The following is a 25,191-nucleotide window of genomic DNA, read 5'->3' on the forward strand; positions in this document are numbered from 1 at the left end:
AAAGGACGAGACCGAAAAAACTATTGATTAATTTTTATCAAAGAAAAATGAAGCTTGAAAGAAAATTTAATACTTTTTAGTACCCATACTAATGTGTCAAAGACTGGTTCAGGAGAATTTCCGTGCCCTGGCAAATCCATTGCTACTAGGTGCATAGAACCGAACAAATCAGAGGATAATTGGTTTTTCCAGACTACGGAACTTTGTGAGTTTCCATGAAGAAGTACTACCGTTATTGGCTTAAAATTAGATTGCGTACTGCTATACAAAGGATTACTCACCTTGTAAAGGGGAAGCATAAATTGGTTGGTAATGGTTAGTCCTCAACAAGATAAGATTTTTTTGTTGATTTTTTTTGAAGTGCCAAAAAGAATTGTCTTAGCACTGCTAAACACCTATTTTTGCAACTTACATCGCTAATTTGGAATCACTTTTAAGCCATATTACCTACCCCGAAGATTTGCGCAAGTTGGCATTGGACCAACTTCCCCAACTTGCCCAAGAATTAAGGGAGTTTATAATTGATATTGTGGCTACCAAAGAAGGACATTTAGGAGCAAGCTTAGGGGTAGTTGAGCTCACCATTGCTCTACATTATGTCTTCAATACGCCAGATGACAAACTTATTTGGGACGTGGGCCACCAAGCTTATGGACATAAAATATTAACGGGCAGGAAAGAGATTTTTCACTCCAATCGGCAATTAGGCGGAATAAGTGGATTCCCAAAACGTTCCGAAAGTGAATATGATGCTTTTGGCACAGGACACAGTTCTACATCAATTTCAGCAATTCTAGGCATGGCCATGGCCGCGCAACTCCACAATAAAAATGGCAGACAGCATATTGCCGTAATTGGTGATGCGTCCATAGCAAGTGGCATGGCTTTTGAGGCATTGAACCATCTTGGTTCTACAAATTCCAATGTATTGGTAATACTTAATGACAATGCCATTGGTATAGACCCAAGTGTTGGTGCCCTTAAAAAGTATTTGACCAATGTAAAAAAGGGTACGGCGAAGGACGAAAACATATTTGAATGTCTCAACTTTCATTATACCGGTCCGTTAGACGGGCATAATACGGAGGCATTGATCGATGAACTAAATCATTTAAAATTGGTGTCCGGACCAAAATTATTACATGTCATAACCACCAAGGGAAAAGGCTTAAAAAAAGCCGAGGAGAACCAGGTAACTTACCATGCTCCCGGTAAATTTAACAAGCTTACAGGGGAGCTATACAAAAAACCGGTCTTGGCCAACGAACCTGCAAAGTATCAGGATGTATTTGGCCATACATTGGTACAACTGGCGCTAAAGAATAAAAATATTGTGGGCATAACCCCTGCTATGCCAACAGGAAGCTCCCTAAAATATATGATGGAGCAACTACCGGATAGGGCTTTTGATGTGGGCATCGCAGAACAACATGCCGTAACCCTATCAGCAGGCATGGCTTCAGAAGGGCTTATCCCATTTTGTACCATTTATTCCACCTTTTTACAAAGGGCTTACGATCAAGTTATACATGATGTAGCCATACAAGATCTTCCCGTTGTATTTTGCTTGGACAGAGCCGGCATGGTAGGGCAAGATGGAGCTACTCATCACGGTGTTTATGATATTGCTTATTTGAGGTGCATTCCCAATCTGTATATTTTTGCACCAATGAACGAGAGTGAACTTCGTAATATAATGTACACCGCCCAATTGGGCTTAGAGCACTCCATAGCGATCAGGTATCCTCGTGGAAAAGGGGTTCAAGAAAAATGGAGGACGCCTTTTGAAAAAATAAAAATTGGTAAGGCAAGAGAACTAAGAACCGGATCGGAACTGGTAGTATTAACCTTGGGGCCTATTGGCAATACGGTTGCAGACGTCATAAACGATATTGCGGAGCATGAAAAAATTGGCCAGGTAGATATGCGATTTGTTAAACCGTTGGATAAAGATTTACTTATAAATATATTTAAACGCTATAAACACATCATCACGGTTGAAGATGGCTCTAAAATGGGTGGTTTTGGATCCGCAATCCTAGAACTTGCTAACGAATTAGGTTATAAAAATAAAATTCATATTCTAGGCATTGGTGATACCTTTATTGAGCACGGAACCGTAGAACAGTTGCACCAACAAGCTAAAATTGACCCCATAAGTTTAACAGAACATATAAAAATGCTATTAAATGAATAACTCCCCAGCCACACCGTTCTTATGTATTCTTTTATTTAGCGTGTGTATTACCTCTATTTTTGGTCAAACCCAAGATTCGTTGCCTCCAGGTCGCGAAATGGAAATTGATTCTATGGTTGTTGACACGGTTATTGTTGATACCGTAGTGATAAGAAAAACACAGGACAAGATAAAATTCGTTCCTCGCAGCGTAGATTTAATGAATCCCGTTATTTCTTTTAAACGTACCAAGGCTCTTAATGAAAAGCCTAACAGATTTAGAGTGCCCTCCTTCTGGACCAAAGTAAATAAATTGGGTGCCAATTTTAGTGAAGTTGCCTTTGTTAACTGGAACGCAGGGGGTAACAATTCCATATCCGCCCTTGGAAACGCCCGTTTTGAACGAAATTATAAGTTTCGGTATATTCAATGGGACAATTATATGGAGATGCGTTACGGCCTCAACATTCAAGATGAGCAAAAACTAAGAAAAACGGACGATGCCATTCGTTTTAGTTCTACTTTCGGGCTTCAGCGAGACACAATTAGTAATTGGTACTATTCGGCGAAAGCCAACTTCAACACTCAATTTTCAAACGGTTATAAATATCCGGACAGATCATCTCCTATTTCACGGTTTATGGCACCAGGTTACTCATTTTTAGGTGCTGGTACGTCATATATTACCAAAGATCAAAAGTTTAACCTGTACATCTCGCCTATCACCCAAAAAGCAACATTTGTTTTGGACGAAGAATTAGCGAATAAAGGTGCTTTTGGTGTTAAGAAAGCGGTTTTGGATGCAGATGGCAATGTCATTGAAAAGGGCGAAAAGATATTTTTGGAATTTGGATTCTTGGTTACCAACCAATTGGAAAAGGAAGTATTTAAAAATATGGTGTTGAAACACCGGTTAAGCTTGTACACGGATTACCTCCAAAAGTTTGGAAATATTGATGTGGACTGGGAGCTTAATTTTGACCTTAAGGTCAATAAATACGTTGTCACCACCATAGGTACTCAGGTTATTTATGATGATGATATCCTTTTTGATGAAGTAAAGGATGCCAACGGAACAATTACCGATGCCGGCCGGCCCAAAATACAGTTTAAACAACTCCTTGGCGTTGGGGTTTCCTATGCCTTTTAAAGTTGTTTTCCCATAATTTTATTGTGGATATGCACTGCGGCACTGTCCGATAAGCTAGCTACATAACAGCACGCATTCAAAAGTATATGGTAGATAGAACTGTCCGTATCCCTATAAAATTCAGGAAGCGTCTTGAGCATTAGCATATCATAATTAGACGCCTTTTTCTCCTTTTTTCGGATAAGAGCATTTATGTATACATCCAAAATGTCCGAAATAATCTTATAACCCGCAATCTCTTTCTCTATTACCTCCTGAGAACGATATATTTTTTCCACACTTAAAGAAATGATATCCTCGATCTGGGCCTTAAATGCGCTCTGATCCAAAAGGCTACTATCAAAACTACCGTTCAGTATTTTATCTTCATTTTCAATAAATACAGAAATAGCATCACTTATTAATGTATTTATAGCCAGCGCTCGTAAGTAACTTAACCTATCTTCCTTATACTTTAGAGAATTATACTTTTTGGTATTTATTGAATTTTTTACCAGTTTTATAAGGTATTCCAAAGCATAATCTTCAGATATAAGCCCTAGGTTAATACCATCCTCAAAGTCTATTATTGTATAGCAAATATCATCCGCAGCCTCCACCAAGAAAGTTAAGGGGTGTCTAGAAAACGAAATATCTTCTCCGTCTCTAGTCTGTATCAAACCCAATTCATGCGCTATTTCTTTAAAAGCCTCCTTTTCTGTTTGGAAGAACCCAAATTTTTTATCGGCAATATGTTTGGTTGGCTTTTTAGGAAGTGACTCTTTGGGGTACTTCATAAAAGCCCCAAGGGTGGCATAACTTAATCGCAAACCTCCAGTAACACCTTCCCTAGATTGTGACAACAAACGAAAGCCATTGGCATTTCCCTCAAAATCAACTATATCCTGAAACTCCTTTTCAGTTAGAACCGATTGATATTTTTGGCCATTGCCCGTAATAAAATATTCACCTATAGCCTTTTCCCCACTATGTCCAAAAGGTGGGTTACCAATATCATGGGCCAAAGCCGCTGCTGCAACTATAGCCCCGAAATCATTAAACCTATAACCATAGGTTTCACTTAGGAAGGGATGTTTTTCCAGAATTTTCTTCCCTGCAATACGGCCTAAGCTTCTACCAACCACAGAAACCTCTAAACTATGTGTTAAGCGGGTATGAACAAAATCTGTCTTTGAAAGGGGTATGACTTGTGTCTTGTCCTGTAAACTTCTAAAAGCGCTGGAAAAAATGATGCGGTCATAATCTACCTCAAATCCTAATCGCGTTTCATCTTGCTCTTTCCGCAACCTTTTGTGTGTATCTCCTTGACGCTTAAGAGACAATAAATTTTCCCAGTTCATAACAGTTCTTTAAGTCTCGCAAGTTACATTTTTTCAATTTTAGTATCATTTTAAAGCCAAAAGAACACCTCATTATTTAACCTTAAAAATATCAACAATTAAACTTCACGTAACCATAACTTAACACACCACGGTTTTCTTTGCCAAGAAAATAAGAACCAATGAAAACGACACTATTTTTTCTGGCATTTATATGCACCCTAAACCTTTTCGCCCAAGACGAAGGAGCAATTAGAGGCACTATTTATGACCTGGAAATGAATAACGAACCTCTTTTGTTTGCGGACGTTCAAATCAAGGATACTAAATTTAAGACGCAGACCAATTTTAGGGGTAATTTTGAAATATCAAATGTAGAACCAGGAAACTATATTCTTAAAGTAACTTTTTTGGGATATGAAAGTCATGAAATTCCGGTTGAAGTAACTGCTCATAATACAGTTGAAGTAACACAAGGATTACAGGCGAAAACCTTAAGCTTATCTGACGTGTCCTTCACGGATAACGGCACATTGCAAAACCAAGAGACAGCATTGACCAGTATAAAGTAACATATTTTAACCAATCCTATCGTTAAAATAAAAAAGGGAGTTTTCACTAAGTGAAAACTCCCTTTTTTTTTATACAATAATTGCACTAGTCCTTAGAAACGACGGCAGATTTTTTCTCCTTATTAATAACATTAGCAATAACGTTATTATCAAACTCCACCTCCTTTACAGTCCCTTCATTATAAAAATACCACTTTCCGGTTCTAATACCTTTATTGTAATTTCCTTTGGACACTTTCTCGCCCATTTCATCAAAGCTGATCCATTGACCGTGTAATTTACCTGCAAGATCAAAAGTTCCTTTTTGGCTCACTTCTCCATTATCATGAAAATAAGTAGCTTCAACCAAGTTTGTCTCCTTATTTAATTTTACTTCCTTTTCTTTTTGGGCATACCCTATTGTCATTGTTAATGAAAGGGCTAAAAGTATAATTGAATTTTTCATGTGTGTTTATTTTAAATATGATTCTGTACCTGTTTGTTATTTCAAAGATAAATAAATTTACGTTAAAAACACTATTACTTAACATTAAATTTACATTGAAAACGATGTAGTTTGCAAAATATTGTATAAACACCAGAACTAAATTTCATCTTATTACAATTTTACAGTCCCAAACTGCCCTAAATACACTAATTTACCCGATAAATACGACGCTTGGTCGTCTTACGTTTATAACGGCTCAAATTCTTGTATTTAATTAAGTTACTGAATTGGTCATGATACAGAAAGTTACTTCATAACCTTATTTTAACGCAATTAATAAATTATAGTAGCATTTTTGTGCACATTTTATTTTTGATGGGCGAGAACCTTTACCTTTTTATGATTATTGCATTGGCAGTACTTGCCATTACCGATTTGGTAGTTGGGGTAAGTAACGATGCTGTTAACTTTTTGAACTCCGCTATAGGATCTAAAGCTGTTTCATTCCGGACGGTCATGATCGTGGCGAGCGTTGGTATTGCTTTTGGAGCCATATCATCTAGCGGTATGATGGAGGTTGCTAGAAAGGGTATTTTTAATCCTGAGCACTTTGTTTTTGCCGAAATCATGATCATTTTCATGGCGGTAATGATAACCGATATCCTATTATTGGATTTCTTCAATACTCTGGGAATGCCCACTTCCACAACGGTTTCCATAGTTTTTGAACTTTTAGGTGCCGCTGTGGCTATTTCTTTGGTTAAAATCATGGGTGATGAAGGAGGTGTGTCCGACTTATGGACGTACATAAACACAGATAAAGCCACCGAAATTATTCTTGGCATTCTCCTTTCAGTAATTATCGCATTTAGTATTGGAGCTTTGGTTCAATTTGTTTCCCGACTTCTAATATCTTTCAAGTTTCAAGAAAAGCCAAAATGGGTAGGTGCTATTTTTGGAGGGTTTGCACTAACATCCATCATCTATTTCATCCTTGTAAAAGGTCTTAAAAGTGCCTCTGTTTTTAGTCCAGAGGTGCTAGATATGATCGCCAACAAACAGTTCTTGTTCATTTTGAGCAATTTTGTGGTGTGGACCTTAGTTTCTTGGATGATTTCAACACTAACTAAAATTAATGTATACACCATAGTTATCGTAATGGGAACATTTGCATTGGCCATGGCCTTTGCCGGTAATGATTTGGTAAACTTTATTGGCGTGCCTTTGGCCGCTATGGAATCCTACACTACATGGAGTGCATCAGGTATAGATGCGGATAAATACACAATGGAGGGATTAGCCTCTGCCGTACAAACACCACAATACCTATTACTATTGTCCGGTATGATAATGGTGGTAACCCTATGGTTTTCCTCCAAAGCAAAGAATGTGGTTAAAACCAGCGTAGACTTATCTAGACAAGACGAAGGTGATGAGCGCTTTCAACCTAATTTTCTATCCAGACAGATTGTAAAATTAACCATATCGGCATCTGAAAATATAGCAGGTCTTATTCCCGACTCCCTTTTGAAAAAAATGGACACGCGTTTTGAAAAACCTTACGTATACGTGCCAAAAAGCCGTGTACAGGATTTACCTGCATTCGATTTGGTTCGTGCTTCAGTTAACCTAATGGTTGCCAGTGTACTTATTTCTTTGGCTACTTCCATGAAGCTTCCGTTATCTACCACGTACGTAACATTTATGGTTGCTATGGGAAGTTCTTTGGCGGATAGGGCTTGGGGTGCGGAAAGTGCCGTTTACCGTGTAGCCGGAGTACTTAATGTTATTGGTGGATGGTTTTTTACGGCCATAAGCGCATTTACAGCTGCTGCACTTATTGCATATATCATTCATTTAGGAGGTATTTGGGCCATTGGTGCCCTATTGATCGTTGCTTTTTTCCTAATAGGAAAAAATTACCTTTCGCACACCAAAAAAATGAAAGAAACCAAGCTAGAGCAAAAGCTTGAAAGAGCGGAAAGCAATTCTATCATTGGTGTTATTGATGAAAGTGCCGCTAACATCTCCCTAGCTATAAGAAGAGCCAACAAAATATATACACAAAGTATTGATGGCTTGGCCAAGCACGATATAGAAACACTTAAGAGAAGTAAAAAAGGTATAAGCAAGTTTGATAAAGAAGTAGAAGACCTACGGGACAATATTTTCTACTTTATTAAAAATCTAGACGAATCCAGTGTTAGCACTAGTAACTTCTATATTTCCATACTGAGCTATTTGCAAGACATGACCCAGTCCTTAGAATATATAGCTAAAGCTGGACATAAGCATGTACACAACAATCATAAAAAACTAAGGTTCAACCAAATCAAGGATTTAAAAGAAACCGATGGTTATCTAGATGAACTTTTTAAAGAAATTGAAACTATTTTTGAAACGAAGGATTTCTTAAAACTCACCGAGCTCATTATTCACAAACAAGAGCTATTCGCAAAAGTGGATATGAAAATTCACAAGCAGGTAGAGCGTACACGAAGTGATGAATCTAGCCCTAAAAACACGGCTCTATACTTTAGTCTATTGTTAGAAACCAAAGACCTTTTAGTGGCAACCATGAATTTGTTGGAAACCTACGACCAACACGCAAACACTAAAGTTTAATGGGCTATGGAGTTATTGCCTAGTTAAATACGGCACTAGTCCCGTTGTCACTTCATCGAAAAAAAATACCTTTCCACAGATTTAACCGTTAGTAAAAAGATACCCAAATCTTTATCTAATGCGTTTCAAGAATTATATCATACCAACGTTATGTAGTATTTCCCTATTCCTATCCTGTAGCAAAGAAGACACAGATTCCATACAGGAAGAAGAATTAACGACCAAATTGAATGTTAATGCAAGGGCAGAAGCCAAGAAACTATATGAAGACTATTACTTAGCTTCTAGCAATACTACTTCAGATGTTTCATGGACCGGAGACGAGCAAACTTGTGACCCTGGAACCGTTCCGGAATCTATAAAAGCAAAAATTTTAATGCGGTTACAGTATTTTCGCAAAGCAGCTGGTTTAAACAACACCATAGAAGAACGCATCTCTAAGAGCGAAAAATCACAGCAAGCAGCACTTATGATGCACGCTAACGGCACTTTAAACCACTTTCCACCTGAATCTTGGAACTGCTTTACAAACGATGGAAAAGAAGCTGCTGCAAATGCCCTATTGACTTCCACAAAAAACTCTGCATCAATAGACTCTTATATTCGTGATCAAGGCAATGAAAACTATCCTGTTGGACACAGAAGATGGTTACTATGGCCAAGATTACAAGAAATAGGTATAGGAAATACTAGTCGGTATAATGCTATTTGGGTGATAGGAAATCCAGGTAACGTTCCTGAGGACGCACCCGATTTCATTGCTTGGCCACCAGAAGGTTACCTGCCAGCTAATCTCGTCTACTCCAGATGGTCGTTCTCCATTGCTAATGCCGATTTTTCGGATACCAAAATTGAAATGAGGGCCGCTAATGGAAATTCAATTCCGGTTCAAATAGAAGAACTTACGGGTATTTATGGAGATAATACCATAGTTTGGGTACCAGAAATTGATAACAACCCTACAGAAGATAGAACATACAGTATAACCATTAAAAATGTTCTAATTGACTCAGAACCACAAGAATTTCAATATGATGTAACCATTTTTGACCCAAACCAGTAGAAACGTCTTTACCTTTAAAAACCAAATAGCTGTTACATTTTGTTTATTTTATAACAACCTGTTCGTTTTCGTAAGTTAAAATTGTATCTTACCTTCATAGATACGCTATGGAGACATCATTACCATTACAGCATAAACTATTGGAAGAGCAAGATTTTGGTTTTGCCAAATTTTGGTTCTTTCCTAATTTTTTAGTCGGTGAGTTTGCTGAAGGCGTGCATGTAACTAGAGAAAATTCGCTGGGTCCTATTGAGGTATTAAAGCGGGTATACGGCACATCTACTCCATTCGTATACATCTCCAATAGAAAAAACTCATACTCAATGGATCCCATGGGCTATAAGGACATAGTAGACATGTTTCCTAACCTAATGGGTATGGCAATTGTATCGGACAATAAATACCGTCGTATGATTGCAACCCTAGAAAAAATGTTCATTAAAAAACCAATTGGTGTTTTTCATAGGCTCGAAGATGCTTACGAATGGGCCGGTCAACAGATATAAAACAAAACAGAATCACTCTTTTCGTTCCTAATTTTACCTACTACACTACTCTTATCTATCTAATCATTTAATAGCAAACGTTTCTGCTATCCGCTTTATGAACGGTTCTTACATCTAAGAAAATAGCGTATCTTTTCATTAAGCTGAACGGACCTAATCATTTTGAATTAAAACCATACTGTTATGAACAAGCGGATATCACTTCTTCTCCTGTTGTCTTTACCATATCTGCTAATTGCACAAGAAGACCTTCTCTTAAAAGACTACAGACCGGAAAGTATTTACAATACTACCAAAACACTGGTTCCTAAAGCAAAATTCCCTGCTATAGATTTTCACTCTCACCCCTATGCTAAATCAGAAAAGGAAATTGAAAATTGGATAAGTACGATGCGCAAGCGGAACATAGAAAAATCCATTATTCTAACCTATTCAACAGGAAAACGCTTTGACAGTATTTACGATATGTATGCCAAATATGGTAATCAAATAGAGGTTTGGTGCGGTTTTGATTATACCGGATACAATGAAAAGGGGTGGACAAAGAAGGCAATCAAGGAACTAGAAAGATGTTTTGACAAAGGTGCCAAAGGAGTAGGCGAACTTGGAGATAAAGGACTAGGACTATTTTACTCCAAACCTTCCGAAGCCCCTGAACTTCATATAGACGACCCTCGTTTACAGCCACTTCTAAAAAGGTGCGGAGAATTAGACATGCCCATTAGCGTTCATGTAGCTGACCCTTATTGGATGTACTTACCAATGAATGAGAAAAATGATGGGTTAATGAATGCTTACACCTGGAAAGTAGATTCCTCACAAGAAGGTATCCTATCTCATAAAGAGCTACTCACAACATTATCTAACGCAGTTAAAAACAATAGGGGCACAACGTTTATAGCCTGCCATTTAGCAAATACCAGTCACGACCTAAGCATTCTTGGTAAATTACTAGATGAACACCCAAATCTTTATGCGGATATCTCAGCACGATATGCCGAAGTAGCACCGGTTCCTAGACGCACCAAAAGTTTTTTTGAAAAATATCAGGACCGATTATTATATGGAACCGACATGGGCATGGATGCATCCATGTACCAAACCACCTTTAGAATTTTAGAAACTACAGATGAACATTTCTATGCATGGGATTTGTTTTCATATCACTGGGCACTGAATGGACTGGATTTAGACGACGCAGTCCTAAAAAAGATATATCATGAAAATGGCCAAAAAATACTGAAGCGTTGATTTTATCGATAAAAATTCATCTCATCCATATACTTCCAAACACTGTTAGGTAACAACGGACGAATATTTTTTCCCTCTTTATGGTTTTTGCGGATGAAAGTAGAGGAGATTTCCATAATTGGAGCGTTTACTTTATGGATTTTAGCGTGTCCCTTAAACTGATGTTCAATTTCACCTTCTGAAATTCTTGGGTAGACGTAAAGGTTGTAATCGCTTAAAATTACCTCATAATTTTTCCATTTATGAAGTCCTTTTAAATTATCCTCACCCATAATTAATGCAAACTCATGATCAATTCCGTATTTCTCACGCAGGTGAACCAAGGTGTTAACCGTATAGTTGGGTTGTGGAAGCCCAAATTCAATTTTACTAGGTTTTAGCTTAGGATAATCCTTTGTTGCTTCATAAACCATTTGGTATCTATGGTTATCCGCAAGTAAGGTTTTTTTAGTCTTGAACGGACTCTGTGGAGTTACCACGAACCAAACCTCATCCAGATTGGAGAATTCCACCATATGGTTAGCGATAATCATATGACCTATGTGTACAGGGTTAAAAGTACCAAAATAGAGACCTACCTTTTTCATAAGCTATAAAACTAATCTGGGTTGCCTATCTATGATTCTTTAGTTTCAACTCCTACGAAATCCGCTACAAGATCATAAGCCTCCTTTAAGGCCGTATCCAAATCATAATTCTTTATAATCTTATCAAACTGCGGAGCTGTTGCCAGTTCTACGGAAGCTTTAGCGATTCGCATATTGATTTTATCCTCACTTTCGGTACTCCGTTTTTTAAGTCTTATTTTCAACTCGTCAACACTTGGCGGTTTTACAAAAACGGCCAAGGTTTTATCCGGAAATTTTCGTTTGATCCGCAAGCCACCTGCTACATCAATATCAAAAATAACATTCTTTCCTTCGGCCCATAGTCGTTCTATTTCCGTTTTTAAGGTTCCGTAGAAATTATCCCGGTACACTTCTTCCCACTCCAAAAAATCATCCTGCTTTATATGATTCTTAAACTCAGAAATAGACATAAAGTAATAATGCTCCTTGTTTTTTTCCTTGGCCCTTCTGGGTCTTGAGGTAGCCGATACCGAAAATGCAAGGTTAAGTTCCTCTTGCTTTAAAAGATGCCGCACTATGGTTGTCTTACCGCTTCCAGAGGGTGCCGAAAATATAATTAGTTTACCGCCTTTCATGAGTTCACTTAATTTGTATGGGTACGTTAGAGAACATTGAGCATCTGCTCCTTTATCTTTTCAAGTTCATCTTTCATCTGAACCACCAACTGTTGCATTGGAGCATAATTGGCCTTAGAACCGATTGTATTGATTTCACGACCTATTTCCTGAGCAATGAAACCAAGCTTTTTACCATTTGAATCTTCTGATTTTAAAGTGCTGGCAAAATACTCAAGGTGATTTGCCAAACGTACTTTTTCTTCCGTGATATCATATTTTTCCAAATAGTAAATCAATTCTTGCTCAAACCTATTGGCATCCAATTCTGTTTTCAAATCCAAAACGGCCTTGTTCAAACGTTCCCGCACATCGGACTGACGGTCTGGATCCATAGCTTTTACCTGATCAAGTAAGGATTGTAAGTTTTGAATTCGTTCTATAAAATCCTTTTCAAGAACCTCCCCTTCCTCAGAACGAAAGTTGTTTATTTCCTTTAAGGCCTCTTGAAGCGCAAGTTTTATGGACTCATATTCGGTCTCATCAATATCCTCACGGGCAGTCTTTAATGAATCTGGCATTCTCAGGGCCATGTCTAGCAACTTTATGTCATCACCGTCTGCAATAGCCTTTAATTGCTGCATATAATTCTTTACGGCCAGCTCGTTTACCTCTGTGGAAGTTTCGCCACTGGTAAGCTCCAAATACAGTCCAAAATCTACTTTGCCACGCATTAAAGAACTTGCAATGGTCTTACGTAGTTCTAGTTCCTTTTCACGATAGGCCGATGGCATACGTGCATTTAAATCAAGACTTTTACTGTTTAGGGATTTGAGCTCTACGGTAATCTTTTTTGTCGGTAGCTGAATAACGTGCTTACCGAAACCGGTCATGGACTGAATCATAAATTGCTATGAATTTTGGCAAATATAACGTAAATACAGAAAGTAGAAGTCCCTGTAACACATAAACTAGACCTATAATTCAATGATGGCCCCATCTCAAAATATGAAATGGGGCCATTAGAGCAGTTTTATATAAAACCTCGCTTTTTAGTTATTCAAAATCTAAAGCTCCTTAATTTTTATATTTTTAAAAGCGACCTTATCTCCATGGTCTTGCAAACCAATCTTGCCTGTAGTGAATTTTCCAAAATGGTCCCAATCTGCAAATTTGGATTTGGACACCATAACATTCCACATTTCATTACCAACAGGAAAATCTACAATATCGGTTCCGTTTAAAGAAATACTCCCTTTTTGCTCTTTATGGTTTACCGTAATTACCATGGTATTCCATTCCCCAACAGGTTTGGTAACATCTTCTGAGGGCGCCACCATATCGTACAACGACCCTGCTTGATGAGTGGTGCCATTTTTAGCATCTGGATGTTTTTCGTTATCCAAAACCTGCACCTCCGGACCCGTTTGGTAAGCTTCGGATAATTCAGGGGTTTCGTTTACGCCCCAAAACACCCCGCTATTACCTCCTTCTGAAATTTTCCATTCCAACGAAAGAATAAAATCTGTATACTCCTTTTCTGTAACAAGGTTAAATGCATCTCCTTTTTTTCTGTCCGCAGGAGGATAATAAACCATAGCCCCATCTTCTATCTTCCAGTTCTCGGAAACACCTTCTTTGTTATACTCTTTCCAGCCATCAAAAGAAGAACCGTCAAAGAGAAGGGTCCACTCTTTCGGTGGTTTCTCCGCTTCCGCTTCGGCTATACGCTCAGATTCCATTTCTTTCTGGGTTTTCTCAGCTTTATCCTTGCAACCGAAAACAACAGTCGCCATACAAACAATTAATAGTAAATTTTTCATGAGTCTTTGTTTTTAGTATTAAACAAAAACGATTCCCTGGCCTTTGCAACAAGAGAATCGTTTTATATTATTTATAGCTTAATGGGTTCCTTCAATTATGAAGTACCTAATATTTTTCTAAGCATTTCTTTGTCTACTGCAGCACCTGCAAAATCATCAAAAGTTTTCTCCGTTGCCTCAATAATATGGTCTTGGATAAAAATCGCACCTTCGCGAGCACCTTGCTCAGGGCTCTTAATACAACACTCCCATTCCATTACTGCCCAAACATCGCAGCCATATTGCGTAAGTTTGGAGAAAATGGTTTTAAAATCGATTTGACCATCACCCAAAGAACGGTATCTACCGGCACGATCGCCCCAGTCATTATACCCCCCAAAGGCACCTTTCTTACCGGTTGGGTTAAATTCAGAATCCTTAACATGAAATGACTTTATAAATTCATGATAGTGGTCTATGTATTCTATATAATCTAATTGTTGTAAAACAAAGTGACTTGGATCATAAAGAATATTTACGCGCTTATGATTGCCTGTTGCAGCAAGAAAACGCTCAAAAGTATCGCCATCATGTAAATCTTCACCAGGGTGAATTTCGTAACAAACATCTACACCTTGCTCATCAAAATGATTTAAAATCGGCATCCATCTCTTAGCCAATTCTTCAAAGCCCATTTCTACAAGACCTGCTGGTCTTTGTGGCCATGGGTGCCATGTATGCCAAAGTAAGGCCCCTGAAAAAGTAGCATGCGCGTTAAGTCCCAATCTTCTACTTGCCGTTGCCGCCTTTTTAACTACATCTACCGCCCACTCCGTACGTGCTTTTGGGTTATTCTTTACAGCATCGGGTGCAAAATTATCAAACATGAGGTCGTACGCCGGATGAACCGCTACCAATTGCCCCTGAAGGTGAGTGGAAAGTTCCGTGATTTCTAGACCGTATGAGTTTACTTTTCCTTTAAGCTCATCGCAATAATCTTGACTTTCGGCAGCTTTATCCAAATCTATTAAAAAACTCTCCCAAGTAGGAATCTGAATTCCTTTGTAACCTAAATCTGCAGCCCATTTACACATACCGTCCAGCGTATTGAACGGAGCTTTATTGTCTACAAATTGCGCTAAAAAAACGCCAGGTCCTTTAATTGTTTTCATGCTGTTATTATTTGTCTTTAGTATTGGGCTTCCTTTTTTTTAAATTCCCTATAAAGAAAAACCCTATATTTAAATTCGTAAACATCTCAAAATGTCATCTTCTAGAGAAGTTATAAATATAGGGAATACAACACGTTTAATACAAGAAATAAGACCGTGAATAAAGAAGAAATATTCGACGCTATTGTTGTCGGCACCGGAATTAGTGGCGGATGGGCCGCTAAGGAATTATGTGAGAACGGATTAAAAACCTTGGTACTTGAACGGGGCCCTATGGTACGGCACGTAGTAGATTACCCTACTATGAACGATGATCCTTGGGACTACCCACTAAAAGGAGAACTTTCCAAAGAAGACAAAGAAAAATACCATGTACAATCTAGAGTAGGTTGGGCCCCCAAAGAAGATGTTAAGCACTTTTTTGTGAACGACCTTGATCACCCTTACGTAGAGACCAAACGTTTTGATTGGATCAGAGGTTACCAAGTAGGTGGCCGATCCTTGACTTGGGGCAAACAAAGTTACCGCTGGAGCGATCTTGATTTTGAAGCGAATAAAAAAGAAGGTATTGGTGTTGACTGGCCTGTACGTTATAAGGATATTGCCCCTTGGTATGACAAAGTTGAAAAGTATATTGGGGTTAGCGGTGAAAATTTAGGACTTCCGCATTTACCTGATGGTATTTTTCAGCCTAAAATGGACTTAAACTGTGTTGAGGAAGATTTTAAAGCTTCCGTTGCTGAGAAATTTGAAGATGGCCGTTTGATAACCATAGGCCGCGCCGCGCATATTACCGATCCTGAAGCCGATTTTGAAGGCAGGGGAACTTGTCAAAATAGGAACAGATGCTGGAGAGGTTGCCCTTTTGGCGGATATTTTAGCAGCAACTCCTCTACACTACCTGCCGCAGAACGCACAGGAAACATGACGTTACGACCCAACTCCATCGTTTATGAAGTATTGTACGATGATGCAACGAAACAGGCTACAGGCGTTAAGATTATTGATGCCGAAACCAACGAAAAAATAGAGTTTAAAGCAAAAGTGATTTTCCTTTGCGCGTCCGCAATGGCATCTGTTGGTATTCTTTTACAATCTAAAAGCAAACGGTTTCCCAACGGCCTGGGTAATGACTCCGATGCGCTTGGTCGTGGTATTATGGACCATCATTATAAACTGGGAGCCTCTGCTAAAGTAGACGGACATTTAGACAAATATTATCAAGGCAGAAGGCCAAACGGTTTTTACATTCCTAGATTTGTTAACCTAGACGAAAAGACCAAACGCGAAGGATACTTGCGTGGTTTTGGCTATCAAGGTGGCGCCAGTAGGGAGGATTGGTCAGCTTCCATTGCAGAAATGAGTTATGGCAAAGAACTTAAGGAATCTATTTTAAAACCAGGTCACTGGCAAATTGGGGTTACCGGTTTTGGGGAGTTCTTACCCTATGATGATAACAGGGTAACCTTGAGCGAAACTGAAAAAGACAAGTGGGGCCTCCCTCAATTAGATTTTGATGTTGAGTTTAAAGAAAACGAATACAACATGCGTGAAGACATTAAAAAAGAGATTGTAAAAATGTTTGAAGCAGCTGGCTTTAAGGATGTTCAATCTTATGATGAAACCACCGGTCCCGGTTTAGGCATCCATGAGATGGGTGGTGCACGTATGGGGCACAGTGCTAAAACTTCTATTATCAATAAAAACAATCAAGTTCATACCGTGCCTAATGTATACGTTACGGATGGCGCTTTTATGTCATCATCTAGTTGTGTTAATCCTTCGTTGACCTATATGGCATTTACTGCAAGGGCGGCCAACCACGCCGCAGAACAATTTAAAGCCGGAAAATTTTCATAATGATGTATAACGACCGATAAATCAATCTGATATTCTAAAATATCACTAAAATTGTTTAGTCGTTCGTATCTTGTTGAACTATGTTTCTCACGTATAGCGTGAAGAATTAGCTAACCGCAATAACTATATGGAAAACGCTTCAGCCCGAAATTTATGGGGAGATTATTTGGATAAGCACCTAGAACATGCTTTTGTAGACGCTCCCAAAGTAGTTCACTTTTGTAATAACGAATTGGATGCCAACGAATGCGCCGCTTTGGTAAAAAAAGGCATCAAACGTGCCACATCTCCCAGTTTATTGGGATTACAGTATATGAAAGAACCTCTGCCAAAGATTGGTGATTTTATGATTGTTACGGACTGGGAAGGGGAAGCACAATGCATTGTTAGAACCACGGCCGTAAAACTAAGACCGTATTTTAGTATTGATGAAGCGTATGCCCGTTTAGAAGGCGAGGGCGATAAGAGCTTGGCCTACTGGAAAAAAGTGCATTGGGACTATTACACTAAGGAATTGGCCGCCTTTAACCGCAAGCCCAACGAAAGCATGATTATTGTCTGTCAAGAGTTCGAAAAAGTTTTTGATCGGTAAATTCCATTCTCTAAATTTACTTTTCCATAAAATAGGCCGCCATTAGGCCTATTCTCTATTATATTACTTGACACTGGTTTATTCTAAAGTTTGTTTACCTTGTACGACATCAATGTAAACAAACTCAACTATGCGCATCTCAACGCCAAAAAAGCCTCTTTTAGGCTTAACTCTTTCTTTATTTACTTTATTTCTGTGTATTTCCGTAAAAGGTCAAGCTCCAAAATGGGAGAATCCGGAATGGGAAAATCCTGAAATATTTCAAATTAATCGTGAAGCACCTACAGCTTCTTTTTATCGATACGAAACCACCCAAAATGCATTAAAAAATGACAGTTGGGAAAACTCTCCTTTCTATGCATCCTTAAATGGAGATTGGCTTTTTAATTATGCCGATAATGTAATGTCACGACCTCTGAATTTTCAAGACGCAGGTTTTGACACTTCCGCATGGAGCACCATTCCCGTACCGTCCAATTGGGAGCTTGAAGGACACGGAACCCCTATCTACACTAATATTGTATATCCATTCCCAAAGAATCCTCCTTTTATTCCTCATGATCAAAACCCCGTAGGAAGTTATAAGCGTGATTTTGACATTTCGGAGGACTGGAACGGGAAGAATATCTATTTACATTTTGGAGGCGTTAGTGGCGCTATGTACGTTTGGGTAAACGGACAAAAAGTGGGGTACAGCGAAGGCAGTAAAACCCCAGCCGAATTCAATGTTACCAAATACATACAGCCCGGAAAGAACACCTTGGCCGTACAAGTTTTACGCTGGTCCGATGCCAGCTATATGGAAGACCAAGACTTTTGGCGTCTGAGCGGTATTGACCGGGATGTTTATCTCTATACCACCAAAGCAACCACCATTAAAGACTACCGCGCTATTGCCGACTTGCAGAATAATTATAAGGACGGTCTTTTAAAAGTGAATCTTGAACTTGAAAATACAGCCAAAAAAGCCAAAGGCTATAAAGTTACCGTGCAACTTTTGGACGGCGACAAGGAACTTTATTCCGAAGAGAAAGATGTGGTTTTCAGTGGAAAGTCAGCCGAGGTAAACTTTGAAAAAAACCTGGAAAACATAAAAACCTGGAATGCCGAAAAACCGAACCTTTACACTTTGCTTTTCGCTCTTAAAAATAAAAAAGGAGAAGTGACCGAAGCTGTAAGTTCAAAAATAGGCTTCAGAAAAATTGAAATTAAGAACAATCAGTTCTTGGTCAACGGCCAACCTGTACTTATTAAAGGTGCCAACCTTCATGACCATGATGAAAACACGGGTCATGTTATCAGTAGGGCGGTAACCCTTAAAGATATGGAGGTAATGAAGCGCAACAACTTAAACGCCATACGTTGCAGTCATTATCCTAAAAATGAGTTCTTCTACCGCATGGCGGACAAATATGGTTTCTATGTGGTTGATGAAGTAAATATTGAGATTCACGGTATGGGCACCACCAACCAAGGTCTTGATAATGATGAGGAGGCCAAGAAAATTCACCCAGCTTATAGACCGGAGTGGAAAGCCATGCATTTAGACCGCACAAAGCGTATGTACGAACGTGATAAAAACTACACTTCTATTGTTACTTGGTCTTTAGGTAATGAAGCGGGTAACGGAGAAAATTTCTTCGCCACTTATGACTGGCTCAAAAATCAGGATTATACGCGCCCAGTACAATATGAAGGCGCCACTCAATACGCCAATACAGACATTCAGGCGCCCATGTACGCAACTATAGAGCAAACCATTGAATATGCTGAAAACAACCCAAAAAGACCCCTCATTCAATGTGAGTATGCACATGCCATGGGAAACAGTGTTGGCAACCTTCAGGATTATTGGGATGTTATTGAAAAGTATGATGTGTTACAAGGTGGTTTTATTTGGGATTGGGTAGATCAAGGCCTAAAAACCAAAAATGAAGACGGGGTAGAATTTTATGCCTTTGGAGGCGATTTTGGCGCATCGCATCTTCAAAACGATAATAATTTTTGTTTAAACGGATTGGTAAATCCTGATCGCTCCGCACACCCGGCCCTACACGAAGTAAAAAAGGTGTATCAATATATAAAGTTTAAATCCGAGAATCCTAAATCAGGTAAAATCACCATTACCAACAAGTATGATTTTACTAACCTTTCAGAATATAATTTTACATGGAAATTGTTCAAGGACGGCATTGAGGTACAGGCCGGAACCATTCCTGATATTGCCATAGCTCCTTACGGATCTAAAGAAGTTCAGATTACCCTACCGGAATTGACCGATGATAAAGCCGAATATTTCTTGAATGTTTATGCATCTACTAAAAATGCAGATGTCCTTATACCCCAAGATTATATGTTGGCCTATGAACAATTTCAACTTACCAATTACACCCCAAGCGTTTTTGAAATGGAAACCAGTGGACTTTCGGTTACCAATATAGACGGCACCGTAAAAATTAAAGGTGATGGATTTGAAGTGGGCTTTAATAGTACCGATGGTAGCTTGACCACACTCGACTACGGCCAAGGAAATTTAATCAAAAACGGACCGAGCGTAAACTTCTGGCGAGCACCAACCGATAATGACTATGGCTACAACATGCCAAAATTATTGCAGGTATGGAAAGAGGCTACGGTAACGCAAAACCTAACTAGCTTTCAACTGAATTCCAATGATGGAAAGAAAGTTATAGACGCCGTAAAATTGAGCAAGAATCCGTTTAAAATAAAAAACGATTTACAGCTTACGGCCACTTACAGTTTACCTTCCGTACAAGGTGAAGCCACGATTACCTATGCAATCAACAAAAAGGGAGAGATTCTAGTGCGTACGGACCTTTCAAATATTAAGGGCAGTTTGCCCATCGTGCCCCGTTTTGGCAACAACTTTATTATAGACCCAGCCTATGACAATGTAAGTTGGTACGGTAGAGGACCACATGAAAATTACCAAGACCGAAAAACTTCGGCACTGGTTGGTGTATATAATGCAAAGGTGAAGGACTTGTATTTTGAATACATACGCCCACAAGAAAACGGTTACCGAACCGACATCCGTACCGTATCATTTTTAAATGCGGAAGGCAAAGGAATTGAAGTTTCGGCATCAAAACTGTTTGGGTTTAGTGCCCACAACCAATATAATTCCGACTTTGACGAAGGCATGGAAAAGCAACAGCGTCACACCTATGATATTCCTCAAAGAGACCTCATCAACATCAATATTGATTATAGCCAAATGGGCGTTGGAGGCGACAACAGCTGGGGACTTTTACCGCATGAAGCATATCAAATTAAACCGGGCAATCTATCCTTTAGTTTTATGATACAACCGGTGAAATAAGAGTTAGTATGAACCAAATCGATTAACAATAAAAACCCCCGAAAGTAAAATACTTTCGGGGGTTTTGTTTTATAGGTACTTTAGAAAGACTAGTCCTCTAATTCTACCCAAGTATTTCCGTTTTTGTGAGATTCAACTGTTGCTTCAATGAAGTTCATACCACGAACACCATCGGTCATTGTTGGATACTCACCGCTGTCATATTGCTCTCCTCTAATAGCTTTTGCCACACCAAGGTAGATATTAGCCATAGAATCAAAAATACCTTCTGGGTGTCCTGGAGGAAGTTTTGTTCCACCTAAAGAAAGTTCGCTGTTATACGCATGACCTGGCTTGTAAATCTGAGTTGGTTTTGTATCACTCATTACATACAGATAATTAGGATTCTCCTGCTCCCATCTGAAAGCCCCTTTTTCGCCATAAATAGCAATTCCAAGACCATTTTCCTCACCTGTCGCTACCTGACTACTTCTAATAACACCTTTAACGTGATCACTCATTCTAATAAGCACAGTACCATCAACATCCATCTGGTTGTCTTCATACAAATAATTGAAATCGCTCAAAATAGACTTAATCTTAAGTCCGGTTGTGTATTCTACCATATTAAAGGCATGTACCCCAATATCTCCAATACAAGAACTGATTCCTGCCTTTTTAGGGTCTAAACGCCAAACAGATGAACGTTTTTCTTGATCATGAATAATTTCATTAATCCAACCTTGGTAATACACAGCATCTACTTTGTGAATTCTCCCTAGCTCTCCGTTCTTAATCATTTGGCGCATTTGGCGTACCATTGGATAACCGGTATATGTGTGAGTTAAAGCAAAAACAGTACCTGCCTTTTCATGTGCGGCTTGCAGTTTTTTAGCTTCTTCCAACGTGGTAGTCATTGGTTTTTCGCAAATAACATTAAAACCGTTTTCCAACAATTTTAAAGCCATTGGAAAGTGAAGAAAGTTAGGCGTAAGAATAGAACATACCTGAATACGCTCATCCTCCGGCAACTTCATTTCTTCTTCGATCAGCGTATCAAAATCTTTATAGATACGATCTGTTGGCACATCTATTTCTTTGGCGAAGGCCATATTCTGATCAAAATCCGGGTTAAAAACAGCCCCAACAATTTGATAGTTATCATTTATATGCGATGCTACACGATGTAGTACACCTATTAGAGAGTCTCCTCCTCCTCCTAAAATTCCGAGTCTGATTTTTTTTGGCATTTTGTAATCCTTTTAATTAGTAAAAAACCTTGTTAGGGTCTTTTTGTGTTCCTTATTTTTTAAGAGTTTGAATTTAATAAAATAACTATGATTTATAAGCTATTTTTTCATTTTTGAACAAAATGACGAACAGGAGTAACACGAGAAACGCAAAAGCTGATGGATACAACCAAATGGTACTCCAATCATGTTGCCCGCCTTCTAATACATAGGCATCGGTAATGGTACCTGCCACCCAAAACCCAATGAGCATTCCCACACCATAAGTAGCCAAAGTAATTAACCCTTGCGCTGCACTTTTATACTTTGCACCAGCTTTACTATCTGTATAGATTTGGCCCGAAACAAAGAAAAAATCATAGCATATACCGTGCAAAGCAATACCGGTCAACAACATAAAAACCAATTCTCCGGTATCTCCGTAAGCGAACATCAAATATCTTAAACCCCATGCCAGCATGGCCGCCACAATGGTCATTTTAAACCCGAACCGTTTAAAAAAGAGCGGCAAGAGCAGTAGAAATAGAATTTCCGAAATTTGTCCAATAGTCATTTTTCCGGCCGGGTTGGCCACTCCTATTTCCCCTAAAAACTGACCGGCATGTTGGTAATAAAAGGCCAATGGAATACAAATTAGCACCGAGGCCAGAAAGAAAATCAAGAAATTACGGTTCTTTAAAAGCGCCAATGCATCAAGGCCTAAAATATTGGCTAATTTTATTTTTTGCGATTTGTCTGCCGTGGGCGGAGTTTTGGGCAATGTAAAACTAAAGATTCCCAATATAGCCGATGAAACCGAAGCCATTAAAAAGGTATTTCTTAAAAAACCTTGGGTTATGCCTTCTTGGGAGTCCCAATTAAAAAAGCTTATCAGCAGTCCAGCAGTTATCCATCCAACGGTCCCAAAAACACGTACTAAAGAAAACTCTTTAGCTGGATCTTTCATTTGATTGAATGAAACCGAATTTACCAAAGCCAAAGTTGACATATACATAATCATATATGCCAGCAGAAACGGAAAAAATCCGGAAAAATCCGTGGCTTGATACATTACATACATGAGCGCCGCGCCTATTAAATGGAGGGCTCCCAAAATACGTTCGGCATTAAAATACCTATCGGCAATAAGACCAATAATAAAGGGCGCCAAAATTGCGCCCCATGATTGTGTTGAATATGCCAATGCTATTTCACTTCCTGTTGAACCTAAGGTATTTGGAAGATAAATTCCCAGAGTAACGAACCAGCCGCCCCAGATAAAGAATTCCAAAAACATCATTATAGAAAGCTGTGTCTTGATCTTTACCGTCATGGCTATTTGCACTAATGTTTATAGGTAATATAATTTGTTCTGAGCGGCTCCAGCCCATTCGCTTTAAAGTCCATGTCTATTAGAGCCCTGTAATGGGTAGACTCATTAATGATATGAAAAAGCATGTCCTGCATGGTATGAATCAGCAACTCACCCTTACTATCTTCATAGTCTATGCGCTTCTCAAAATCTTCGCTTTCAGAAGTAATATCAAAAGAGTTCCGCTGGTTTTCATAATGAATATCTCCCCATGTACTTACTTCGTGCAATTGACCAAATGTGTATTTAGGCACACGTTTGGCAATACGCTCATTATAAATATGGTGCATGTTCAGAATATCCGAAAACAGGGCAATGCTATTCTGTGGAACAACATTAAGTGCTGTACTGGCCTCTATTATTTTCTTGTTGCAATAGAAATTATAGTCGAATAGTTGATTGAAAAATACTTTCACGGCAACGGGTATCTATTAAAATTTAACTTACTTCTTTTGCTGCATTCAATAGCAATTCTCTAGTCGCTATGATACCCTCTTCCTCGCTCAATATGCTGCCCTCGTACTCAACACCAACAAAACCGGTATATCCATTGTCCTTTACCATTTGGAGCATTTTAACATAGTCTATGTCGGTTTCGTTTCCATCGGCATCAAAATCATGCGTTTTGGCACTGACCGCCTTGGCATACGGCATTAATTCTTTTACACCCTTGTATTTGTCATACATAACCTCACAATCGCGACTTCCTTGTTTGCGTGTAATACAGAAGTTTCCAAAATCAGGAAGTGTCCCGCAATTATCCATTGCCACGGCTTTCATAACCTCTGCATGCATGGCTCCGTTAGAAGACAGACCACCATGGTTCTCTACTAAAATATTAATGTTCTTTGTTTTGGCATAGGTAGACAGTTTGGTAAGGCCATCTATGGAGTTTTTCTTCCACTCCTCCGGCTCACTGCTGCCGTTAAGGTTTACCCGAATGGAATGGCAGCCCATTGCAGCTGCTGCATCTACCCATTTTTTATGTTTTTCTACGGTTTCGTTTCTTTCTTTTTCATCACTTACGGCAAGGTTTCCTTGACCATCAATCATGATCAAGACATTTTGCATTCCGTGTTTTTTAGCCTCTGCATTGGATTTTTCAACAAAGGCGGCCATAGCCTCATCTGAATAACCGGCATCCGCTAATTCAGGATTATATAATTGACTAACATATTCCAAACCTGAAAAACCCCAATTCTTTGCTTTTTCCGCAAAAGTATAAGGATCTACACCATCCTCTTTTATCATTCTATGAATAGACCATTGCGCCAAAGACAATTTAAAGAAAGGTTCTGCCATTGTCTCTTCCGTTTCAGGAGCTACATCACCAACTTTTTCACTTTTTTTAGTCTCTTTACAAGCGGCAACACCTAGAATTGAAAGTGCCAAACCGGCCTGAGAGCTATTCCTTATAAAGTTTCTTCTTTTCATTATGTAAGATTAGTTTATTGAATTTTAAGGATTTGAGGATAGATCACCTGCAAATGTGTCACCTTAACAAGATGTATAGCGAATAAATGTAGAAAATTAATTTAATATTTAATAAATTTATGGACTAAACAATTTT

21 protein-coding genes are annotated in these 25,191 nt (G+C 38.8%); 10 read left to right on the forward strand and 11 right to left on the reverse strand.

The features are described 5' to 3' along the window. The first annotated feature begins 421 nt into the window (after nucleotides 1–421). Both H9565_RS00805 and H9565_RS00810 read left to right on the forward strand, forming a co-directional pair. Nucleotides 422–2,197 carry a 1-deoxy-D-xylulose-5-phosphate synthase gene (locus H9565_RS00805; RefSeq protein WP_215436289.1) on the forward strand — a complete coding sequence of 592 codons (1,776 nt, stop codon included), beginning with the start codon at nucleotides 422–424 and terminating at the stop codon, nucleotides 2,195–2,197. Then, nucleotides 2,190–3,326 carry a DUF3078 domain-containing protein gene (locus tag H9565_RS00810; RefSeq protein ID WP_246560158.1) on the forward strand — a complete coding sequence of 379 codons (1,137 nt, stop codon included), beginning with the start codon at nucleotides 2,190–2,192 and terminating at the stop codon, nucleotides 3,324–3,326. Before H9565_RS00805 ends, H9565_RS00810 begins: the two co-directional genes overlap by 8 nt. Here the strand turns inward: H9565_RS00810 and H9565_RS00815 are convergent. Further along, complete coding sequence (locus H9565_RS00815; RefSeq protein ID WP_215436292.1) at nucleotides 3,323–4,666, reverse strand: deoxyguanosinetriphosphate triphosphohydrolase; 1,344 nt, start codon at nucleotides 4,664–4,666, stop codon at nucleotides 3,323–3,325. The two genes, H9565_RS00810 and H9565_RS00815, sit on opposite strands and share 4 nt — an antisense overlap. Nucleotides 4,667–4,827: 161 nt before the next feature. Here H9565_RS00815 and H9565_RS00820 point away from each other — a divergent pair, with 161 nt between their 5' ends. Next, on the forward strand, nucleotides 4,828–5,217 hold the full coding sequence (locus H9565_RS00820) for a carboxypeptidase-like regulatory domain-containing protein (protein ID WP_215436295.1): 390 nt from the start codon (nucleotides 4,828–4,830) through the stop codon (nucleotides 5,215–5,217). A gap of 85 nt (nucleotides 5,218–5,302) precedes the next feature. On the opposite strand, the gene H9565_RS00825 is transcribed toward H9565_RS00820, so the two are convergent. Beyond that, nucleotides 5,303–5,662, reverse strand: a complete 360-nt coding sequence (locus H9565_RS00825) for a toxin-antitoxin system YwqK family antitoxin (protein ID WP_215436298.1) — start codon at nucleotides 5,660–5,662, stop codon at nucleotides 5,303–5,305. Nucleotides 5,663–6,019: 357 nt separating this feature from the next. Between H9565_RS00825 and H9565_RS00830 the strand changes: the two genes are divergently transcribed. The 4 genes from H9565_RS00830 to H9565_RS00845 all read left to right on the forward strand — a co-directional run bounded on the left by H9565_RS00830 (nucleotide 6,020) and on the right by H9565_RS00845 (nucleotide 11,089). Beyond that, on the forward strand, nucleotides 6,020–8,269 hold the full coding sequence (locus H9565_RS00830) for an inorganic phosphate transporter (protein ID WP_215436301.1): 2,250 nt from the start codon (nucleotides 6,020–6,022) through the stop codon (nucleotides 8,267–8,269). A 118-nt stretch (nucleotides 8,270–8,387) separates the two neighbouring features. Then, the gene (locus H9565_RS00835; RefSeq protein WP_215436304.1) at nucleotides 8,388–9,332 is read left to right on the forward strand and encodes a CAP domain-containing protein; all 945 of its coding nucleotides are present in this window, start codon (nucleotides 8,388–8,390) and stop codon (nucleotides 9,330–9,332) included. Nucleotides 9,333–9,439: 107 nt separating this feature from the next. Continuing rightward, nucleotides 9,440–9,838, forward strand: coding sequence for a hypothetical protein (locus tag H9565_RS00840; RefSeq protein ID WP_215436307.1), 399 nt, complete (start codon nucleotides 9,440–9,442; stop codon nucleotides 9,836–9,838). 183 nt (nucleotides 9,839–10,021) lie between these two features. Continuing rightward, the gene (locus H9565_RS00845; RefSeq protein ID WP_215436310.1) at nucleotides 10,022–11,089 is read left to right on the forward strand and encodes an amidohydrolase family protein; all 1,068 of its coding nucleotides are present in this window, start codon (nucleotides 10,022–10,024) and stop codon (nucleotides 11,087–11,089) included. 2 nt (nucleotides 11,090–11,091) lie between these two features. Here H9565_RS00845 and nadD read toward each other — a convergent pair whose 3' ends face one another. The 5 genes from nadD to H9565_RS00870 all read right to left on the reverse strand — a co-directional run bounded on the left by nadD (nucleotide 11,092) and on the right by H9565_RS00870 (nucleotide 15,246). Continuing rightward, nucleotides 11,092–11,676, reverse strand: a complete 585-nt coding sequence (gene nadD, locus H9565_RS00850; RefSeq protein ID WP_215436313.1) for a nicotinate (nicotinamide) nucleotide adenylyltransferase — start codon at nucleotides 11,674–11,676, stop codon at nucleotides 11,092–11,094. Between the two features lie 29 nt (nucleotides 11,677–11,705). After that, entirely contained in the window at nucleotides 11,706–12,293 is a 588-nt protein-coding gene (gene gmk, locus H9565_RS00855) for a guanylate kinase (RefSeq protein ID WP_215436315.1), read from the reverse strand. A 26-nt stretch (nucleotides 12,294–12,319) separates the two neighbouring features. Continuing rightward, a complete protein-coding gene (locus tag H9565_RS00860; RefSeq protein ID WP_215436317.1) occupies nucleotides 12,320–13,177 on the reverse strand; it encodes a YicC/YloC family endoribonuclease in 858 nt (285 codons plus the stop codon). A 162-nt stretch (nucleotides 13,178–13,339) separates the two neighbouring features. Next, nucleotides 13,340–14,095, reverse strand: coding sequence for a 3-keto-disaccharide hydrolase (locus H9565_RS00865; RefSeq protein ID WP_215436319.1), 756 nt, complete (start codon nucleotides 14,093–14,095; stop codon nucleotides 13,340–13,342). Between the two features lie 95 nt (nucleotides 14,096–14,190). Beyond that, entirely contained in the window at nucleotides 14,191–15,246 is a 1,056-nt protein-coding gene (locus tag H9565_RS00870) for a sugar phosphate isomerase/epimerase family protein (protein WP_215436321.1), read from the reverse strand. Nucleotides 15,247–15,402: 156 nt separating this feature from the next. Between H9565_RS00870 and H9565_RS00875 the strand changes: the two genes are divergently transcribed. From H9565_RS00875 to H9565_RS00885, 3 genes are all read left to right on the forward strand, one after another. After that, nucleotides 15,403–17,106 (forward strand): GMC oxidoreductase, encoded by a 1,704-nt coding sequence (locus tag H9565_RS00875; protein ID WP_215436323.1) that lies wholly within the window; start codon nucleotides 15,403–15,405, stop codon nucleotides 17,104–17,106. 127 nt (nucleotides 17,107–17,233) lie between these two features. Next, nucleotides 17,234–17,698 (forward strand): ASCH domain-containing protein, encoded by a 465-nt coding sequence (locus H9565_RS00880; protein ID WP_215436325.1) that lies wholly within the window; start codon nucleotides 17,234–17,236, stop codon nucleotides 17,696–17,698. A gap of 130 nt (nucleotides 17,699–17,828) precedes the next feature. Next, the gene (locus tag H9565_RS00885) at nucleotides 17,829–21,041 is read left to right on the forward strand and encodes a glycoside hydrolase family 2 TIM barrel-domain containing protein (protein WP_215436327.1); all 3,213 of its coding nucleotides are present in this window, start codon (nucleotides 17,829–17,831) and stop codon (nucleotides 21,039–21,041) included. Between the two features lie 89 nt (nucleotides 21,042–21,130). Here H9565_RS00885 and H9565_RS00890 read toward each other — a convergent pair whose 3' ends face one another. The 4 genes from H9565_RS00890 to H9565_RS00905 all read right to left on the reverse strand — a co-directional run bounded on the left by H9565_RS00890 (nucleotide 21,131) and on the right by H9565_RS00905 (nucleotide 25,055). Further along, nucleotides 21,131–22,270, reverse strand: a complete 1,140-nt coding sequence (locus tag H9565_RS00890; RefSeq protein WP_215436329.1) for a Gfo/Idh/MocA family protein — start codon at nucleotides 22,268–22,270, stop codon at nucleotides 21,131–21,133. An 85-nt stretch (nucleotides 22,271–22,355) separates the two neighbouring features. Continuing rightward, entirely contained in the window at nucleotides 22,356–23,582 is a 1,227-nt protein-coding gene (locus H9565_RS00895; protein WP_215436332.1) for an MFS transporter, read from the reverse strand. Nucleotides 23,583–23,593: 11 nt separating this feature from the next. After that, complete coding sequence (locus H9565_RS00900) at nucleotides 23,594–24,037, reverse strand: damage-inducible protein DinB (protein WP_215436335.1); 444 nt, start codon at nucleotides 24,035–24,037, stop codon at nucleotides 23,594–23,596. Nucleotides 24,038–24,059: 22 nt separating this feature from the next. Then, on the reverse strand, nucleotides 24,060–25,055 hold the full coding sequence (locus H9565_RS00905) for a sugar phosphate isomerase/epimerase family protein (RefSeq protein WP_215436337.1): 996 nt from the start codon (nucleotides 25,053–25,055) through the stop codon (nucleotides 24,060–24,062). Between the last annotated feature and the right edge of the window lie 136 nt (nucleotides 25,056–25,191).

The sequence above is a fragment of the Zobellia russellii genome (assembly GCF_018728565.1).
GTDB classification, from domain to species: Bacteria; Bacteroidota; Bacteroidia; order Flavobacteriales; family Flavobacteriaceae; genus Zobellia; species Zobellia russellii.

What these genes read in the sequence shown, in the direction of transcription:
- H9565_RS00810 (WP_246560158.1), top strand. Translation starts at nt 2,190, where the DNA reads ATGAATAACTCCCCAGCCACACCGTTCTTATGTATTCTTTTATTTAGC.
- H9565_RS00815 (WP_215436292.1), bottom strand. Translation starts at nt 4,666, where the DNA reads ATGAACTGGGAAAATTTATTGTCTCTTAAGCGTCAAGGAGATACACAC.
- H9565_RS00820 (WP_215436295.1), top strand. Translation starts at nt 4,828, where the DNA reads ATGAAAACGACACTATTTTTTCTGGCATTTATATGCACCCTAAACCTT.
- H9565_RS00825 (WP_215436298.1), bottom strand. Translation starts at nt 5,662, where the DNA reads ATGAAAAATTCAATTATACTTTTAGCCCTTTCATTAACAATGACAATA.
- H9565_RS00830 (WP_215436301.1), top strand. Translation starts at nt 6,020, where the DNA reads ATGGGCGAGAACCTTTACCTTTTTATGATTATTGCATTGGCAGTACTT.
- H9565_RS00835 (WP_215436304.1), top strand. Translation starts at nt 8,388, where the DNA reads ATGCGTTTCAAGAATTATATCATACCAACGTTATGTAGTATTTCCCTA.
- H9565_RS00840 (WP_215436307.1), top strand. Translation starts at nt 9,440, where the DNA reads ATGGAGACATCATTACCATTACAGCATAAACTATTGGAAGAGCAAGAT.
- H9565_RS00845 (WP_215436310.1), top strand. Translation starts at nt 10,022, where the DNA reads ATGAACAAGCGGATATCACTTCTTCTCCTGTTGTCTTTACCATATCTG.
- nadD (WP_215436313.1), bottom strand. Translation starts at nt 11,676, where the DNA reads ATGAAAAAGGTAGGTCTCTATTTTGGTACTTTTAACCCTGTACACATA.
- gmk (WP_215436315.1), bottom strand. Translation starts at nt 12,293, where the DNA reads ATGAAAGGCGGTAAACTAATTATATTTTCGGCACCCTCTGGAAGCGGT.
- H9565_RS00860 (WP_215436317.1), bottom strand. Translation starts at nt 13,177, where the DNA reads ATGATTCAGTCCATGACCGGTTTCGGTAAGCACGTTATTCAGCTACCG.
- H9565_RS00865 (WP_215436319.1), bottom strand. Translation starts at nt 14,095, where the DNA reads ATGAAAAATTTACTATTAATTGTTTGTATGGCGACTGTTGTTTTCGGT.
- H9565_RS00870 (WP_215436321.1), bottom strand. Translation starts at nt 15,246, where the DNA reads ATGAAAACAATTAAAGGACCTGGCGTTTTTTTAGCGCAATTTGTAGAC.
- H9565_RS00880 (WP_215436325.1), top strand. Translation starts at nt 17,234, where the DNA reads ATGGAAAACGCTTCAGCCCGAAATTTATGGGGAGATTATTTGGATAAG.
- H9565_RS00885 (WP_215436327.1), top strand. Translation starts at nt 17,829, where the DNA reads ATGCGCATCTCAACGCCAAAAAAGCCTCTTTTAGGCTTAACTCTTTCT.
- H9565_RS00890 (WP_215436329.1), bottom strand. Translation starts at nt 22,270, where the DNA reads ATGCCAAAAAAAATCAGACTCGGAATTTTAGGAGGAGGAGGAGACTCT.
- H9565_RS00895 (WP_215436332.1), bottom strand. Translation starts at nt 23,582, where the DNA reads ATGACGGTAAAGATCAAGACACAGCTTTCTATAATGATGTTTTTGGAA.
- H9565_RS00905 (WP_215436337.1), bottom strand. Translation starts at nt 25,055, where the DNA reads ATGAAAAGAAGAAACTTTATAAGGAATAGCTCTCAGGCCGGTTTGGCA.